At 68.1% G+C, this 17,661-nt stretch carries 12 protein-coding genes; 6 read left to right on the top strand and 6 right to left on the bottom strand.

The window, feature by feature from the left end; translation table 11 throughout:
- Positions 1-25: 25 nt before the first annotated feature.
- Positions 26-1,486: a catalase gene (locus AC07NS_RS07300; protein WP_494602477.1), complete on the top strand. Its 1,461-nt coding sequence runs from the start codon at positions 26-28 to the stop codon at positions 1,484-1,486.
- Between the two features lie 93 nt (positions 1,487-1,579).
- Positions 1,580-1,837 (top strand): hypothetical protein, encoded by a 258-nt coding sequence (locus AC07NS_RS07305; protein WP_494602478.1) that lies wholly within the window; start codon positions 1,580-1,582, stop codon positions 1,835-1,837.
- Positions 1,838-2,035: 198 nt separating this feature from the next.
- Here AC07NS_RS07305 and AC07NS_RS07310 read toward each other — a convergent pair whose 3' ends face one another.
- Entirely contained in the window at positions 2,036-2,896 is an 861-nt protein-coding gene (locus tag AC07NS_RS07310; protein ID WP_494602479.1) for an NAD-dependent epimerase/dehydratase family protein, read from the bottom strand.
- 35 nt (positions 2,897-2,931) lie between these two features.
- On the opposite strand from AC07NS_RS07310, the gene AC07NS_RS07315 reads away from it, so the two are divergent.
- The 3 genes from AC07NS_RS07315 to AC07NS_RS07325 are packed head-to-tail and all read left to right on the top strand — an operon-like array spanning position 2,932 to position 4,779.
- The gene (locus AC07NS_RS07315; protein ID WP_494602480.1) at positions 2,932-3,279 is read left to right on the top strand and encodes an MmcQ/YjbR family DNA-binding protein; all 348 of its coding nucleotides are present in this window, start codon (positions 2,932-2,934) and stop codon (positions 3,277-3,279) included.
- Positions 3,263-3,913, top strand: a complete 651-nt coding sequence (locus tag AC07NS_RS07320; RefSeq protein WP_494602482.1) for a Pr6Pr family membrane protein — start codon at positions 3,263-3,265, stop codon at positions 3,911-3,913. Before AC07NS_RS07315 ends, AC07NS_RS07320 begins: the two co-directional genes overlap by 17 nt.
- Before the next feature lie 23 nt (positions 3,914-3,936).
- On the top strand, positions 3,937-4,779 hold the full coding sequence (locus AC07NS_RS07325; RefSeq protein ID WP_494602484.1) for an aldo/keto reductase: 843 nt from the start codon (positions 3,937-3,939) through the stop codon (positions 4,777-4,779).
- Between the two features lie 215 nt (positions 4,780-4,994).
- On the opposite strand, the gene odhB is transcribed toward AC07NS_RS07325, so the two are convergent.
- The 4 genes from odhB to sucC form a co-directional block, all read right to left on the bottom strand.
- Entirely contained in the window at positions 4,995-6,212 is a 1,218-nt protein-coding gene (odhB, locus tag AC07NS_RS07330; protein WP_494602486.1) for a 2-oxoglutarate dehydrogenase complex dihydrolipoyllysine-residue succinyltransferase, read from the bottom strand.
- A 111-nt stretch (positions 6,213-6,323) separates the two neighbouring features.
- Positions 6,324-9,287 (bottom strand): 2-oxoglutarate dehydrogenase E1 component, encoded by a 2,964-nt coding sequence (locus AC07NS_RS07335; RefSeq protein ID WP_494602487.1) that lies wholly within the window; start codon positions 9,285-9,287, stop codon positions 6,324-6,326.
- A 271-nt stretch (positions 9,288-9,558) separates the two neighbouring features.
- Complete coding sequence (gene sucD, locus AC07NS_RS07340) at positions 9,559-10,443, bottom strand: succinate--CoA ligase subunit alpha (protein ID WP_494602488.1); 885 nt, start codon at positions 10,441-10,443, stop codon at positions 9,559-9,561.
- A gap of 2 nt (positions 10,444-10,445) precedes the next feature.
- Complete coding sequence (gene sucC, locus AC07NS_RS07345; protein WP_494602489.1) at positions 10,446-11,645, bottom strand: ADP-forming succinate--CoA ligase subunit beta; 1,200 nt, start codon at positions 11,643-11,645, stop codon at positions 10,446-10,448.
- A 549-nt stretch (positions 11,646-12,194) separates the two neighbouring features.
- Here sucC and AC07NS_RS07350 point away from each other — a divergent pair.
- Complete coding sequence (locus AC07NS_RS07350) at positions 12,195-13,967, top strand: methyl-accepting chemotaxis protein (RefSeq protein WP_494602490.1); 1,773 nt, start codon at positions 12,195-12,197, stop codon at positions 13,965-13,967.
- A gap of 211 nt (positions 13,968-14,178) precedes the next feature.
- Here the strand turns inward: AC07NS_RS07350 and AC07NS_RS07355 are convergent, their stop codons facing one another.
- Positions 14,179-17,535: a glycosyltransferase gene (locus tag AC07NS_RS07355; protein WP_494602491.1), complete on the bottom strand. Its 3,357-nt coding sequence runs from the start codon at positions 17,533-17,535 to the stop codon at positions 14,179-14,181.
- Between the last annotated feature and the right edge of the window lie 126 nt (positions 17,536-17,661).

The raw sequence follows: 17,661 nt of genomic DNA on the forward strand, positions 1-17,661 counted from the left end.
GCGCTACGAGATGACGAGGGCCGAGATGAGCAAGACGATCATGACGACGACGGCCGGGGCGCCGATCGCGGACAACCAGAACAGCCTGTCGGCCGGCCCGCGCGGGCCCCTGCTGATGCAGGACTACCAGCTGATGGAAAAGCTGGCCCACCAGAACCGCGAGCGCGTGCCGGAACGCGCCGTCCACGCCAAGGGCTCGGCCGCCTATGGCGTGCTGAAGATCACCCACGACATCAGCGGCTGGACCAAGGCCGCCGCCCTGCAACCGGGCGCGGAGAGCGAGGTGCTGCTGCGCTTCTCGACCGTGGCCGGCGAGCGCGGCGCGGCCGACGCCGAGCGCGACGTGCGCGGCTTTGCTTTGAAGGTCTACACCGAGCAGGGCAACTGGGACCTGGTGGGCAACAACACCCCGGTGTTCTTCCTGCGCGACCCGCTGAAGTTCCCCGACTTCATCCGCACCCAGAAACGCCACCCGGTCTCGAACCTGCGCTCGCCGACGGCGATGTGGGACTTCTGGAGCCTGTCGCCGGAAAGCCTGCACCAGGTGACGACCCTGTTCTCGGACCGGGGCCTGCCGCAGAGCTATCGCCACGTCCACGGCTTCGGCAGCCACACCTACAGCTTCATCAACGCCGCCAATGAGCGCGTGTGGGTGAAGTTCCACTTCAAGACTCAGCAGGGCATCAAGAACTGGACGAACGCGGAAGGAAACACGGTCATCGCCAACGACCGCGAGAGCGCCCAGCGCGACCTCTTCGAGTCGATCGAGAAGGGCGATTTCCCGCGCTGGACCTTCTACGTGCAGATCATGACCGAGGCCCAGGCCGCGACGTTCCGTTGGAACCCGTTCGACCTGACCAAGGTCTGGCCGCACGCGGACTATCCGCTGATCGAGGTCGGGGTGCTGGAGCTGAACCGCAATCCGGACAACTACCACGCCGAGGTGGAGCAGAGCTCGTTCTCGCCATCCAACATCGTGCCGGGCATCGGCTTCTCGCCCGACAAGATGCTGCAGGCGCGGATCTTCTCTTACGCCGATGCGCACCGCTACCGGATCGGCACCCACTACGAGGCGCTGCCGGTGAACCGTCCGCGCTGCCCGGTGCATCACTACCATGCCGACGGCGCGATGCGGTTCGACGCTCCGCCGCGCACCGACGCCTGGTACGAGCCCAACAGCTTCGGCGGGCCGGTGGAGGATCCGTCGGTCGCCGAGCCGCCGCTGCCGATCCATGGCGATGCCGACCGCTACAGCCATCGCGACGGCAATGACGACTACACCCAGCCGGGGGACCTGTTCCGGCTGATGAGCCCCGACCAGCAGCGCCAGCTGTTCGACAACATCGCCGCGGCCATGCACGGCGTGCCGGTCGAGATCCAGAAGCGCCAGCTGGTGCACTTCCATCGCGCCGATCCGGCCTACGGGGCCGGCGTCGCCTACCGACTGGGGATCTCCGCCGACGAGATCGCCATCGCCGCCGAATAGCCTGGAAAGGACTATCCGGCGGCCCGAGGAGGACCGCCACACCGCCCAGCCCCCCGGCGGTCCTCCTCGACCCCATCAGAAAGGAGCACGACCATGACCCGTCCCGATCGCATCACCGCCCGCGCCGCCGGCTGGAGCCTGCTGGCCCTCGGTCTCGCCGCCGGCGTCGTCGCGCCGCATCCGGCGACCACGGCGCTCTGGTCGGCGGCTGCCCGGGCGTTTCGCCGGGCGGGGGATGAGGCGATGGTTCAGCGCCTGCTGTCGGCGACCAAGTTCGGGCCGCGGATCGCGCGCGGACTGAAGCGCGAGAGCGTAGGGATGCTGTATTACGGACGGGCGGGGCTGGCTTGAGCCGCCGTGTGACCCCCTCAGTCGCTCCGCGACAGCTCCCCCAAAGGGGGAGCATCTAGGCGCTCAGGATCCTCCCCCTCTGGGGGAGGTGGCCCGGAGGGCCGGAGGGGGGACGTTTTCAGCTTTCGAGATGCTGGAAGATACGCCCCCCACCGATCGCTCCGCGATCGCCTCCCCCAAAGGGGGAGGTTCCTTTGCCTAAAACCGCGGCCGGAAATCCCTCGGGCTCCACCCGAAATCCCTGACGGCATCGGCCGCGTCGAACGTCAGGTCCTGGCTCATCCGCGCGCCCATGGCCGCCGTCGCGCCGGGGAAGAACGGTCGGGCCAGGGTCAGCAACAGGGAAAACAGCCACGGCGGCAGCGGCGCGATCAGCGGCCGTCTTCCAAGGCCCTGGTAGATCCGGCGGACCATGTCGCGATAGGCCAGGGTCTCGCCGCCCACGAGATCGTACGCGCGGTTCGCCGCCGCCGGGGCGACAGCCGCCGCGATGGCGCCGGCGGCCAGGTCGTCGGCATGGACCGGCTGGCGCAGTCCCTCGCCCGAGCCCGACAGCGGCAGCACCTTGAAGCGGCGGATCAGGCCGGCCAGGCGGCTGACATTGCCGTCGCGGCCTTCGGCGTAGATCAGGGTCGGGCGCAGGATGGTCCAGGCCACGCCATGTTCCGAACAGAAGGCCTCGACGGCGGTTTCCGCGTCGGCCAGGGCCTTGGCCACGGCGCGCTCGGCGGGCTCGGGCGAGGCCTCCTTGGTGAAGCGGCTGGTCGAGGAGAAGGCCACCAAACGCTTCATGCCGCGCGCCTGCAGCAGCGGCAGCACGTCGGGCAGCAGCCAGATCGGCGACAGGGCGAAGACGGTGGCCGCGCCGGGCAGCTGTTCGGCCAAATCGTCGCCGCGCAGGTCGGCGTCGATCCAGCAGGCGTCGCCGCCTGGGGGGCGACGCGACAGGCCCATGGGCTCGTGGCCGGCGGCCTGCAGCCGCGCCATCAGGAAGGTCCCGATCAGGCTGGTGGCGCCCAGCACCAGGATCGGCGTCTTCAGGGTGTTTTCCGCGCTCATCCTGCTTCTATAGTCACGCCAGGGGAGCTTCGCCCATGCCCATGACCTACGAAGAGGTCCGCGCCTTCGCCTTTTCCCTGCCGTTGGTCGCGGACGGGACGTCCTACGGCTATGCCTGCCTCAAGGCGAACGGCAAGTTCCTGACCCGGCTGAAGGAGGATGGCGACAGCCTCGTTCTGACCGGCGTGCCGTTCGACGAGCGCGAGATGCTGATCGAGGCCGCGCCCGAGGTGTTCTATTTCACCGACCACTACCGCAACTATCCGATGGTGCTGGCCCGGCTGTCGGCGGTGGAGCCTGGGACGGTGAAGCGCCTTCTCGAACGGCAATGGCGCGCCAGCGTGCCGAAGAAGGTTTCCAAGGCCCATGACCAAGAAGGCTGAGTGCGCCTGGCGCCTGGTCGCCGCGGCGATCGTCTGGTTCGGCGTCGTCCTGCAATACGGCCTGATGGTCTCGCACAAGGACCCTATGGCCCAGACCGTGAAGTTCTTCAGCTTCTTCACGATCCTCAGCAACATCCTGGTCGGGGCGGCGCTGGTCGCCTCGGCCCTCGCTCCTGAAAGCCGGCTCGGCGTCTGGGCGCGGCGGGCGGGCACGCGAGTGGCGGTGGGCGTCTATATCGGCGTGACGGCGCTGGTCTATCATGTGCTGCTGGCGGGGCTGTGGGACCCCAAGGGCTGGCAGCTGGTCGCCGACACCCTGCTGCACACGGTGACGCCGCTGCTGTTCCTGGCCGACCTGCTGGTCCTGCCGCCGCGCGAGGCGGCCCGTTGGGGACAGGCCTGGAAGGCGCTAGCCCTGCCGCTGGCCTTCGGGGTCTGGACCCTGATTCATGGCGCGCTGTCGGGCTGGTACCCCTATCCGTTCCTCAATGTGGCCAAGCGGGGCTATCCATCGGTGCTGGTGACGATGGTGGTGATGGCGGCGGGCTTCTTCGTGCTCACGCTTGTGCTGACCGGCATGCAGCATCTGCAACTTCGGCTGGCGAAGCGGGACCGGGCGCCTATATCCGCCTGAGCCGTTTCTTGAGGAGTTCTCCCATGGCCCAGTCCCCCGTTCCCGGCGTCCGTTCCGGCGACATCGACATCCCGGCCATCGGCCTGGGCACCTACCAGCTGGAGAACGGCCTGGCCCAGACCGTGACGGAGAAGGCGCTGGAGGTCGGCTATCGCCATGTCGACACCGCTCAGATCTACGGCAACGAGCAGGACGTCGGCGCGGCCCTGGCGGCCACTGGCGTTCCCAGGAGCGAGATCTTCGTCACCACCAAGGTGTGGATCGACAAGTTCACCGACGGCGACCTCCAGCGCTCGGTCGACGAGAGCCTGAAGAAGCTGCGGGTGGATCAGGTGGACCTCTTGCTGCTGCACTGGCCCAAGCCGAAACCCGCCTTGTCCGAGACCATCGCCGCGCTGAACGCGGTCAAGGCCGACGGCCGCACGCGGGGCATCGGCCTGTCGAACTTCCCCTCGGCGCTCTGGGAAGAGGCGGCGGCCCTGTCGGAGGCCCCGCTGGCCACCAACCAGGTCGAGTACCACCCCTATCTGTCGCAGAAGACCCTGCGGGCGACGGCCGACAAGCTGGGCGCCTCGATCACCGCCTGGTCGCCCCTGGCCCAGGGCAAGGTCGGCGACGACCCGGTGCTGAAGGCGATCGGCGAGAAGTACGGCAAGACGCCGGGCCAGGTGACCCTGCGCTGGCAGGCGCAGCAGGGCGTGGTGACCATTCCGCGCACGAAGAACCCGGCGCGGCTGGCCGAGAACTTCGCGATCTTCGATTTTACGCTGACCGACGAGGAGATGGCCCAGGTGTTCGCCCTGGCGCGCCCGGACGGCCGCATCGGCGACTGGATCGACGCGGCGTTCCGCTGGGATGCTGAGTAAGGAACCTCCCCCTGTGGGGGAGGAGACCGCGTAGCGGTCGGAGGGGGGAGTTTTGCCGACTTCGCTGTGGCTGAAACCGCCCCCCCACCGGCCTTCGGCCGCCTCCCCCACAGGGGGAGGTTCGACTTGGTAGACGCTCCCCCTTCGGGAGAGGGATGAACAAAAAAAGGGGCCGCTTTCGCGGCCCCTTCGTCGTTCTGGATTGAACCAGACCCTTACAGGTCCAGCAGCAGGCGCTGCGGGTCTTCCAGGGCTTCCTTGACCTTCACGAGGAAGGTCACGGCGCCGGCGCCGTCGACGACGCGGTGGTCGTAGGACAGGGCCAGGTACATCATCGGACGGATCTCGATCTTGCCGTTGATGACCATGGCGCGTTCCTTGATCGCGTGCATGCCCAGGATGCCCGACTGCGGCGCGTTCAGGATCGGGGTCGACATCAGCGAACCGTAGATGCCGCCGTTGGTGATCGTGAAGGTGCCGCCCTGCATGTCCTCGATGGCCAGGCCGCCGGTGCGGGCCTTCTTGCCGAGGTCGCCGATGGTCTTTTCGATCTCGGCCAGGTTCAGGGCGTCGGCGTCACGGACGACCGGAACCACCAGACCCTTGTCGGTGCCGACGGCGACGCCGATGTCGTAGTGGTTCTTGTAGATGACGTCCTGGCCGTCGATCTCGGCGTTGACGTCCGGGATCGCCTTCAGCGCGGCCACGACGGCCTTGGTGAAGAACGACATGAAGCCCAGCTTCACGCCGTGACGCTTTTCGAAGACGTCCTTGTACTGGGCGCGCAGGGCCATCACCGCGCTCATGTCGACCTCGTTGAAGGTCGTCAGCATGGCGGCCGTGTTCTGGGCTTCCTTCAGGCGACGGGCGATCGTCTGACGCAGGCGCGTCATCTTCACGCGCTCTTCGCGCTCGTGGATCGGACGCGGGGCCGACGGAGCGGCGGCCGGAGCCGGGGCGGCGGCGCGGGCTTCCAGGGCGGCGAGAGCGTCGCCCTTGGTCACGCGACCGTCCTTGCCGGTGCCGGCGACCTTCGACAGGTCCAGACCGGTTTCGGCGGCGATGCGGGCGGGAGCCGGGCTGACCGGAGCGGCGGCCGGAGCAGCCGGGGCGGCAGCGGCGACGGGGGCCGGAGCCGGGGCGGGGGCCGGAGCAGCGGCCGGGGCCGGGGCGGCGGCAGGAGCGGCCGAGGCGGTCGCGCCTTCGGTCACGACGCCGAGCACGGTGCCCGGAACCACGGTGGCGCCTTCCTCGGCGCTGATGGCGGCCAGGACGCCGTCAGCGGGGGAGACGACTTCGAGGCTGACCTTGTCGGTTTCCAGCTCGACGAGCAGCTCGTCCTTCTTCACGGCCTCCCCGGCCTTCTTGGTCCAGCGGGCGACCGTCGCTTCGGTGACGGATTCGCCCAGGGCGGGGGTCATGATGTCGGCCATGGTTAGGTTCCGATGTCTCTTTTTGATCTGGCGGTCAGGGTCGGGTGCGAACTTAAACCGCCGCGCCCATCGAACAAGTCGGTGAGCGCGGCGGCTTGAAGGTTTGAGCTCTTAGGCGAAGGCTTCGGTGAGGAAGGCTTCGAGCTCCTTGAGGTGGCGGCTCATCAGGCCGGCCGCGGTGGAGGCGCTGGCCGGGCGACCGACGTAGCGGGCGCGCTTGGCCTTGATGTCCATCTTGTCGAGGGTCAGCTCGATCCACGGATCGACGAAGGTCCAGCCGCCCATGTTCTTCGGCTCTTCCTGGACCCACAGCAGCTCGGCGTTCTTGAAGCGGTTCAGCACGCCCATGACCGACTTCAGCGGCCACGGATAGAACTGTTCCAGGCGCAGGATGTAGACGTCGTCGCGGCCGGTCTTGGCGCGCTGGTCGATCAGGTCGAAGTAGACCTTGCCCGAGCACATGATGACGCGCTTGATCTGATCGTCGCTCTTCAGCGTGATCCCGCCGACGTCGCAGCCGGCTTCGGCGCCGTCCACCATCACGCGGTGGAAGGCGGTGCCTTCGGCCAGGTCCGACAGGTTCGAGACGGCGCGCTTGTGGCGCAGCAGGCTCTTGGGCGACATCACGATCAGCGGCTTGCGGTACTCACGGTGCATCTGGCGACGCAGGGCGTGGAAGTAGTTGGCCGGGGTGGTGCAGTTGACCACCTGCATGTTGTCTTCCGCGCACGACTGCAGGAAGCGCTCGAGGCGGGCCGAGCTGTGCTCGGGGCCCTGGCCTTCGTAGCCGTGCGGCAGCAGCATCACGAGGCCGCTCATCCGCAGCCACTTGCGTTCGCCCGAGCTGATGAACTGGTCGATCACCACCTGGGCGCCGTTCACGAAGTCGCCGAACTGGCCTTCCCACAGGGTCAGGGTGTTCGGGTCGGCCAGCGAGAAGCCGTACTCGAAGCCCAGCACCGCCTCTTCCGACAGCGCCGAGTCGATGACCTCGTAGTTGGCCTGGCCCGGACGGATGTTGTTCAGCGGCGTGTAGTGCTCTTCGGTCTTCTGGTCGATGACGTCGGAGTGGCGCTGGGTGAAGGTGCCGCGGACCGAGTCCTGGCCCGACAGGCGCACCGGGAAGCCTTCGTCGAGCAGGGTGGCGAAGGCCATGTGCTCGGCGGCGCCCCAGTCGAGGCCTTCGCCCTTGGTGAAGGCGTCGCGACGGTTCTCGATGGCGCGGCGCACGGTCTTGTGGGCGTCGATGCGTTCCGGGATGGCCGTGATCTTGTCGGCCAGTTCCTTCAGCTTCGCGAGCGGCACGTCGGTCTTGCCACGGCGCTCTTCGTCGCCGGGCTGGGCCAGGCCCTTCCACTTGCCGTCGAGCCAGTCGGCCTTGTTGGCCTTGTAGCTCTTGCCGGCCTCGAACTCGTTGTCGAGGAAGGTCTCGAATTCCGACACCCAGCCGTCGGACTCGCCCTGGCTGATCAGGCCTTCGCCGACCAGGCGCGTGGCGTAGAGTTCGCGGGTCGAGGGGTGGCCCTTGATCTTCGCGTACATCAGCGGCGACGTCATGGTGGGATCGTCGCCTTCGTTGTGACCGAAGCGGCGGTAGCAGACCATGTCGATGACCACGTCCTTACCGAACTTCTGGCGGTATTCGGTGGCCACCTTCGAGGCGAACACGACCGCTTCCGGGTCGTCGCCGTTCACGTGGAAGATCGGGGCCTCGACCATCAGGGCCATGTCGCTGGGGTACGGCGACGAGCGCGAGTAGCGCGGGCTGGTGGTGAAGCCGATCTGGTTGTTGACGATGAAGTGGATGGTGCCGCCCGTGCGGTAGCCCTTCAGGCCCGACAGGGTGAAGCACTCGGCCACGACGCCCTGGCCGGCGAAGGCCGCGTCGCCGTGCAGCAGCAGCGGCAGCACGTGGCCGCGGCCGGCGTCCGGCTGTTCGCGCAGGGTGAAGGCCTGCTTGGCGCGAGCCTTGCCGATGACGACCGGGTTGACGATTTCCAGGTGCGACGGGTTGGCGGTCAGCGACAGGTGGACCTTGTTGTCGTCGAACTCACGGTCCGACGAGGCGCCCATGTGGTACTTCACGTCGCCCGAACCCTCGACGTCCGAGGGGACCGACGAGCCGCCTTGGAATTCGTGGAAGATCACGTGGTAGGGCTTGCCCATCACGGCGGCCAGCACGTTCAAGCGGCCGCGGTGCGGCATGCCCAGGACGATGTCCTTCACGCCCAGCGCGCCGCCGCGCTTGATGATCTGCTCCATGGCCGGGACCATGGCTTCGCCGCCGTCGAGGCCGAAGCGCTTGGTGCCGGGGAAACGCTTGTGCAGGAAGCGTTCGAAGCCCTCGGCCTCGATCAGCTTCTTGAGGATGGCGACCTTGCCCTCCTTCGAGAACACGATCTCCTTGTCGCGGCCCTCGATGCGCTCCTGCAGCCAGGCCTTCTCGTCGGGGTTCGAGATGTGCATGTACTGCACGCCGACGTTGTCGCAGTAGGTGCGGCGGACGATCGACAGGATCTCGCGGATCGTGGCGGTCTCCAGACCCAGCACGAAGTCGAGGAAGATCGGACGGTCGTAGTCGGCTTCGGTGAAGCCGTAGGTGGCCGGGTCGAGCTCGGGCGCGGACTTCGGCGGCTCCAGGCCCAGCGGGTCGAGGTTGGCGGCGAGGTGGCCGCGCATCCGGTAGGCCCGGATCATCATGATGGCGCGCAGGCTGTCCAGCGTGGCGGCGCGGACGGCTTCGGCGGAGACGCCGGGAGCCTTGGCCTCGACGGCCTTGGCGATCTTGGCTTCGACGGCGGGGGCGACGGTGGCCCACTGGCCGTCGAGGGCCGAAAGCCAGTCGGGACGGACGCTGGGGACCTTCTTGGGGGTCCAGGCCGGGTCCTGGGCGGCGCGCTTGACCTGGTCGGCCTGCTCGGCCAGCGAGGAGAAGAAGGCGTTCCAAGAGGGCTCGACCGACCCGGGGTTCTCCGCCCACTGGGCGTAGAGGTCCTCTACGAAGGCGGCGTTCGCGCCGTAGAGGAAGGAGGTCTCGGTCAAGACCTGATTGATGATGCCTGCGTCGTCCGCCATCGTCTTCGCCTCGATGCTCGCCCGCCGAGGCCATCCGGCGGGATCACGAGCTCGTTTGAAACATGAAGCGCGACGACCGGTTGGCCGCTATCCATTTTCGGCCGCCACGCTTCGGATCCGTTTACGGGACCGGTTAGACCGGTCCCGTAAATATAGTCTCTCAATCTCCCGTCGCCCGCGCCGGATGGCGAGGCCCAGGTGATTTTTTCGGATCGTCGACTGGCGGTCGCAAAAAACCTGGGCCCCGCACGGGGCGGGGTTTCGGTATGTCTTAGCCCTTGAGGACTTCGAGCAGGGTCTCGCCCAGCTTCGCCGGCGACGGCGAGACGCGGATGCCCGCTTCTTCCATCGCAGCGATCTTGTCCTCGGCGCCGCCCTTGCCGCCCGAGATGATGGCGCCGGCGTGACCCATGTGACGGCCCGGAGGAGCCGTGCGACCGGCGATGAAGCCGACCATGGGCTTCTTGCGGCCGCGCTTGGCTTCGTCCTTCAGGAACTGGGCCGCTTCTTCTTCGGCCGAGCCGCCGATTTCGCCGATCATGACGATCGACTTGGTGGCTTCGTCGGCCAGGAAAAGTTCCAGCACGTCGATGAACTCGGTGCCCTTGACCGGGTCGCCGCCGATGCCGACGGCGGTCGTCTGACCGAGACCGGCGTTGGTGGTCTGGAACACGGCTTCATAGGTCAGGGTGCCCGAACGCGACACGACGCCGACCGAGCCTTCCGAGAAGATGCCGCCCGGCATGATGCCGATCTTGCACTGGTTCGGGGTCAGGACGCCCGGGCAGTTCGGGCCGATCAGGCGCGAACGCGAACCCTTCAGGGCCTTCTTCACGCGCACCATGTCCAGCACCGGGATGCCTTCGGTGATGCAGATGATCAGCGGGATTTCCGCGTCGATGGCTTCCAGGATCGAGTCGGCCGCGAAGGGCGGCGGGACGTAGATCACCGAGGCGTCGGCGCCGGTGGCTTCCTTGGCTTCGCCGACGGTGTCGAACACCGGCAGGCCGATGTGCGTCTGGCCGCCTTTGCCCGGGGTGACGCCGCCGACCATCTTGGTGCCGTAGGCGATGGCCTGTTCCGAGTGGAACGTGCCCTGGGCGCCGGTGAAGCCCTGGGTGATGACCTTGGTTTCAGAACCGATGAGGATCGACATGATTAGCGAGCACCCTTCACGGCCGCGACGATCTTTTCGGCGCCGTCAGACAGATCGTTGGCGGCGATGACGTTCAGGCCGCTTTCCGAGATGATTTTCTTACCCAGCTCGACGTTGGTGCCTTCCAGGCGGACGACGAGCGGAACCTTCAGGCCGACTTCCTTCACGGCGGCGATGACGCCTTCCGCGATGATGTCGCAGCGCATGATGCCGCCGAAGATGTTGACCAGGATGCCCTTCACGGCCGGATCGGCGGTGATGATCTTGAAGGCCGCGGTGACCTTCTCCTTGTTGGCGCCGCCGCCGACATCGAGGAAGTTGGCCGGCTCGGCGCCGTACAGCTTGATGATGTCCATGGTGGCCATGGCCAGGCCCGCGCCGTTGACCATGCAGCCGATTTCGCCGTCGAGGGCGATGTAGGCCAGGTCGTACTTCGAGGCTTCGATTTCCTTGGGGTCTTCTTCGGTCTCGTCGCGCAGGGCGCGGATGTCCGGGTGACGGAACAGCGAGTTGCCGTCGAACGACAGCTTGGCGTCCAGGACGCGCAGGTGCTCGTCGGCCGTGACGATCAGCGGGTTGATCTCCAGCATGGCCATGTCCTTGGCCAGGAACGCCGTGTAGAGCTGCGTCAGCAGCGTGGCGGCTTCCTTGGCCAGGCCGCCGGTCAGGCCCAGGGCCTTGGCCAGCGCGCGCTGGTGGGTCGGCCACACGCCGGTGGCGGGGTCGATCGAGAACGAGTGGATCTTTTCCGGGGTGGCGTGGGCCACGTCCTCGATGTCCATGCCGCCTTCGGTCGAGGCGACCACCGAAACCATCGAGGTTTCACGGTCGACCAGCAGCGACAGGTAGAATTCCTTGGCGATGGCGGCGCCTTCCTCGATGTAGAGGCGGTTCACCTGCTTGCCCTTGGGGCCGGTCTGGTGCGTGACCAGCACGCGACCGAGCATTTCCTCGGCCGACGCCTTGACGTCTTCGACCGACTTGACGACGCGGACGCCGCCCTTGGCGTCGGGGCCGAGGCCCTCGAACTTGCCCTTGCCGCGGCCGCCGGCGTGGATCTGGCTCTTCACGACGAAGACCGGACCGCCCAGCTTCTCGGCGGCGGCGACGGCTTCTTCGGGAGTGAACGCCGCGAAGCCACGCGGGACGGGGGCGCCGAACTCCGCGAGGACGGCTTTGGCTTGATGCTCGTGAATGTTCATGAGGGGACCGGTCTTCCGCGACGGTTCTTGAATGTGGCGGCGTTATAGGAGCGTGATTTCGCAGGCGCAACCGCATGGGGGCGATAAGGTGTCGCCTTCTGCTGATCGATTGTCCGAAAGAACGCCCGCGGCCCATCCGGGAAGGCGAGAGGCAGGAAAAACCTGCACTTTTACGAAAGCGCCCACAGACTCCGGTTATCTGGAACGGCGGTTTCGAGGGCTCGCCGACGGCGGTCGCTTTTTTGTGCGTGCGGCGCCTGCGAAATGAGCGCTGGGCGGCTTGGAGCGGGCCGCCGCCAGCGCGCGGCGCTTTTGTCGCAGAACTTTGGTCGCCCAATCAAGCTTAGCCATTCGGCGCTGAAGCTTCTCGAAGAAACAACGGCTTAAATACGATGCTTTCCGTGCGCAATAGGCTGCCGGGAGTCCGGTTCTACTGCAGGTTTCGAGACGCTGCCGTAGTATAAATAATCTATTTACCGCATCGAAGTTCTTGCTAGCCCGACACGCGCCCGGCGACCCCCTTGTCCCGGCCTGCAATGGAAGACTTCCATGTTCAATCGCTCGCAAGTCCAGGCCGTCGAGACCCTGGCCGCGCTGGACCGGTCGCTGGCGACCATCGAGTTCGATCCCAAGGGCCGGATCCTCACCGCCAACGAGAACTTCTGTACGGCGATGGGCTACACGCTGTCGGAGATCGTCGGCCGCCACCACAGCCTGTTCGTCGAGCCGGACTACGCCGCCAGCGCCGACTACGCCGCCTTCTGGGCCAAGCTCGGCCGCGGCGAGTTCGACGCCCGCGAGTATCTGCGCGTGGGCAAGGGCGGCCGCGAGGTCTGGATCCAGGCCTCCTACAATCCGATCCGCGGCGCGCGCGGGGGCGTCACGCGGATCGTCAAGGTCGCCACGGACATCACCGAGCAGAAGCGCCGCGCCGCCGAGCAGCACGGCAAGATGGAGGCCGTCAGCCGCGCCCAGGCGATGATCGAGTTCACCCCGGCCGGCGAGATCGTCACCGCCAACCAGAACTTCCTCGACGCCCTGGGCTATACGCTCAGCGAGATCCAGGGCCGCCATCACCGGATGTTCGTCGAGGGCGCCTACGCCAATTCGCCGGACTACGCCGCCTTCTGGGATCGCCTGAACAGCGGCGAGTTCGTCGCCGCCGAGTTCAAGCGCGTGGGCAAGGGCGGGCGCGAGGTGTGGATCCAGGCCTCGTACAACCCGATCTTCGACCACAAGCGCCGCATCGCCAAGGTGGTGAAGTTCGCCACCGTGGTCACCGGCCGCGTGCACGCGGTCAACGAGATCGCCCAGGGCCTCGATCACCTGGCCCGCAACGACCTGACCTATCGCATCAGCAAGCCCGTCGATCCGCAGTTCGACAAGGTGCGCAACGACTTCAACAGCGCCATGTCGGCCCTGGACGGGGCCATGGGCGTGGTGTCGTCGGCCACCCGCAGCGTCGGGGCCGGGGCGCAGGAGATCTCGATCGCCGCCGACGACCTGTCGCGCCGCACCGAGATCCAGGCCGCCAATCTCGAGGAGGCCGCCGCCGCCCTCGACCAGATCACCGCCACGGTCAACCGCAGCGCCGAGGGCGCGCGCGAGGTCTCGCAGGTCGCTTCGGCCGCCCGCGTCGACGCCACCCGCTCGGGCGAGATCGTCGGCGAGGCGGTCGCGGCCATGGGCGAGATCGAGGAAAGCTCGGGCAAGATCACCAGCATCATCGGCGTGATCGACGAGATCGCCTTCCAGACCAACCTGCTGGCACTCAACGCCGGCGTCGAAGCCGCTCGCGCTGGCGAGGCCGGCAAGGGCTTCGCGGTCGTGGCTTCGGAAGTGCGGGCCCTGGCCCAGCGCTCGGCCGAGGCGGCCAAGGAGATCAAGGCCCTGATCGCCAAGAGCACCTCGCAGGTCGGCCGCGGCGTGCGGCTGGTCGGCGAGACCGGCGAGGCGCTGTCGACCATCGTCGAGAAGGTCGGCCGCATCGACGGCCTGATCCTGGAGATCGCCGAGTCCTCGCGCGAGCAGGCCACCGGCCTGTCGGAGGTCAACACCGCCGTCAACCGCATGGACGAGGTGACCCAGCGCAACTCGGCCATGGTCGAGGAGGCCACGGTGGCCTCGGCCAGCCTGAAGATGGAGGCCGCCGAACTGGCCCAGTTGATCTCGCGGTTCAGCACCAGCGGCGGCGGCCAGGTCGCCCCGTCCGAGATCCGCCGCCAGCCGGCCTTGCGTCCCGGCCAGTCGCAGCGCCCGGCCCCGCGCAAGATCGCCAGCGGCGGCGGGGCCGTCGCGGCGGACGAGTGGACGGAGTTCTGAGACGCCTTTTCGGAAACCTCTCCCATGGGGAGAGGGAGGGGCCCGCGCCGCTAGGCGTGGGAGGGTGAGGGGGTAAGACGTCAAACGTCACACCCCCTTCGACCCTGCCCTGTCCGGAACGGTCCCTAACCCCTCACCCTCCCATGCTGCGCATGGGCCCCTCCCTCTCCCTATGGGAGAGGTGGAACTGGGAACGGGGGAGGTTCTTCACTTACTTCACCGCCGCCGTGGCCCGGCGTTCCAGCTTGCCCCAGCCGACGCGGCCGCCGCGCACGGCGGTCAGCACCGACTTGACCACCACGTAGTACATCAGCTGGCGGTAGCCGAAGCGCTGCACCGGCAGGTAGGGCAGGTCGGCCCAGGGGGCGCGTTTCTCCAGGGCCATGCCCAGGGCGCCGGCCGACAGGTCCACGAGGATGAACACCGCCCAGTAGAGCAGGCCCCGGATCGTGTCGTCGGGACGCCATTCCACCGGGTGGGCCACCGCGCCGTAAAGGCCCGAGACCAGGCTCCAGACCACGGCCAGATCCACCAGCGGCGCGGCCACGGCCAGCAGGATCTGGAACAGCCAGATCTGCGGCAGGGCCACGAAGCCCAGCACCGGGGTTTTCGGGTTGAACATCGCCGAGCGATGCTTCCACACGCACTGCAGGGTGCCGAACGACCAGCGGAAGCGCTGCTTGAGCAGGCCGCCCACCGTGTCGGGGGCTTCGGTATAGGCGCGGGCGGCCGGATCGAAGGCCACCTTCCAGCCGGCGCGCTGGCAGGCGATGGTCAGGTCCTGGTCCTCGGCCAGGGTGTCGGATGGATAGCCGCCCAGGGCGTCGAGCACGCTCTTGCGCCAGGCCCCGACCGCGCCCGGCACCACGGTGACCGCGCCCAGGGCCGCCAGCGCCCGCCGCTCCAGGTTCTGGGCGGTGACGTATTCCAGGGCCTGCCAGCGGGTGACGATGTTGAGGCGGTTGCCGACGATGGCGTTGCCGGCCACCGCGCCGATCTTCGGATCCGCGAACCAGCGCACCAGCCGGCCGATCGTCGATTTCGGGAACAGGGTGTCGGCGTCCAGCGCCACCACGAACTCGCCCTTGGCCACGGCCAGGCCCCGGTTCACGGCACGCGCCTTGCCGCCGTTCTCGAACGACAGCAGCGTCACGCGCGGATCGCCGGCGAAGTGGTCGCGGACCTCCTGGGCCGTGCGATCCTTGGAGCCGTCGTCGAGGACCAGCACCTCGATGTTGGTCCAGTCCGACTCCAGGATCCGGGCGATCGAGGCGGCGATCACCTTCTCCTCGTTGAAGCAGGGGATCAGCACGCTGACCAGCGGACCGGTCGCGGGATCGAGGTCCTTCGGCGTGTGCTCGGTCGCCTTGTGGACCAGGGCCAGGGCCGCCAGGAACACCAGCCGCGCGACACCCAGAGCGATGGCGGTGATGAACAGCCAGGTCAGCAGGGTGTTCAGTCCCCGGAAGAAGCCGAAGCCCAGGCGGTCCAGCGCCAGGCCGACCGGATCGCGGGTGGTCGGCGGCATCACCTGGTCGGGCGTCATGCCGGCCAGCTCGCCGACCGTGACCAGCCGGTAGCCGCGGGCGCGGATGCCGTCGATCAGGCCTGGCAGGGCCTTGATGGTGTTCTCGCGGTTGCCGCCGGCGTCGTGCAGCAGCACCACCTGGCCGGGGTTGTTCCCCGGATGGTCGAGACGGTCGAGGGCGCGGTCGATGATCGTCTGGGGCGGCGGCTTCTGCCAGTCATCGGTGTCGATCCGCAGGCCGACGATCAGGTAGCCCAGGGTCTGGGCGATGACGAGCGGGTCGACCTCGCGCGGGGTCGAGGGCTCGGCGTCGCCGAAGAACGGCGGCCTAAACAGGCGCATCGAGCGCCCGGTGACCACCTCGAACAGCCGCTGGGTGGCGTTCAGCTCGACCTGGGTCTGGGGCAGCGGCGTCTCGCCGATGTTGGGGTGGGTCCAGGTGTGGCCGCCGACGTCGTGGCCCTCGCGCATCTCGCGCTCCACCAGGCTCGGATGCTTCTGCATGTTCTGGCCGATGACGAAGAACGTCGCCGGCGCGTTCTTGGCCTTCAGGATGTCGAGGATCTTCGGCGTCCAGCGCGGGTCGGGACCGTCGTCGAAGGTCAGGGCCACCAGGCCCGGCCGCTGGCCGTAGCGTTCGATCACGTAGGAGCTGGGCAGGACGTCGTAGGTCTCGCCCGAGATCAGGCCGGTGTCGGGGTCGGTCTCCAGGGAGCGCTTGCCGGGGGTGGGCAGGGACGAGACGCGCAGCACCTCGCCGCCGCCGTCGAAGTCGACGCTCTGGCCCGACGGGATGTGCGAGAGGGCGCCGGTCGTCCCCTTGCCGTAGGGCTGGCCCAGCACGCTCCACACGCCCGGATCCTCGCCGCCCATGCGCCACAGGCCATAGCCGCGCGGCCGGAACGGGTCGCTGGCCTTGACCTGGTTGAACAGGGTCGGCGCGTCCAGGAACCAGACCACGTGCTTGTCGCCGTTGTCGGCCTGGTAGCCGTAGGTGGGGTTCAGGGCGTCGTCGTCCATGCGGATGTCGGCGCCGGCGTCCTGGGCGTTGCGGATGGCCTCGTGGAAGGTGGCCGCGTCGCCGCTGGCCGCCGTTCCGTCGGCCTTCAGCGTCCAGTCGTAGCCGTAGGCGCCCAGCGCCAGCACCGTGCGGGCCGGGTCGAGCGCGGCGAAGCGCTTGTCGAGCTCGCTCTCGTACCAGTCCTGCCCTGCGTTGGGGCCGGGATCACCGCCGCCGTAGTGCTGGTCGTAGGCCATCAGCACGATGGTGTCGGCCGACTGCTGCAGACGCTTCAGCGGCCAGCCCTGCTCGTCGAACGGCGCGGTGACCCAGACCTCGCGGCCCGAGGCCTTGAAGGCCGCGCGGGCCTCGTCCAGCAGCAGCGGATAGTTGGCCAGGCCCTTGGGCGACAGGTTCTCGAGGTCGAAGATGTAGCCGCCGAAGCCGCGGCGCTGGGCCAGGGCGGCCAGGTTGTCGATCAGCGCCTTGCGGGCGGCGGGGCTGGCCAGCAGGGCGTCGGCCATCGGGCCGTCGAACTTGGCGTCGGCCGAGTTGTGGACCAGCGGCAGGACGGTGGGGTGGTTGGGCGCGGCGGCGATGCGGGCGGTGCCGATCGGATCGTCATCGGCCGTGATGTCGCCCGTCCGGCCCTTCAGCGCCACCCACTGCGGCGAGACCACGTCCAGCTGGGCGACGTGGCGGCGCAGGGACTCGCGGCTGTCCTCGTCCCACGGCACATAGAAGCCGACGCTGAGCGGCTTGGCCGCGCCGATCGCGGCCGGGGTCTTGGGGGCGGGCAGGCGGCGCCAGGCCGACGGCTTGCCGGGCTTGAGGCGGTGCACGGTCTCCTCGTGCAGGGCCGACAGCACGTGCGGGTCCTTCAGCGTTACCGCCGGCAGGCGCGGCGCGAAGGCCAGGGTCGCCAGGAATCCGGCGACCACGGCCGCCACTCCGGACAGGGCGATCCCCGCCGTCAGGGTGAACCTGCGCCGGCGCTTGCCGGTGGGGTCGTGGAAGATATGCCGATCGTCGCCGCTCATCGCGCCAAACCTGTCCGTCCCGCCAATAACACGGTTTCGGCGGCGCAATGATCCTGGATCATGTCCGAACGGTGGCGCTAGGACCGTCGTTACGCGCCTGCGACCTTTTGGCTGTGAACGGCCCTC

The organism is Caulobacter sp. GW821-FHT10A10, assembly GCF_059415745.1.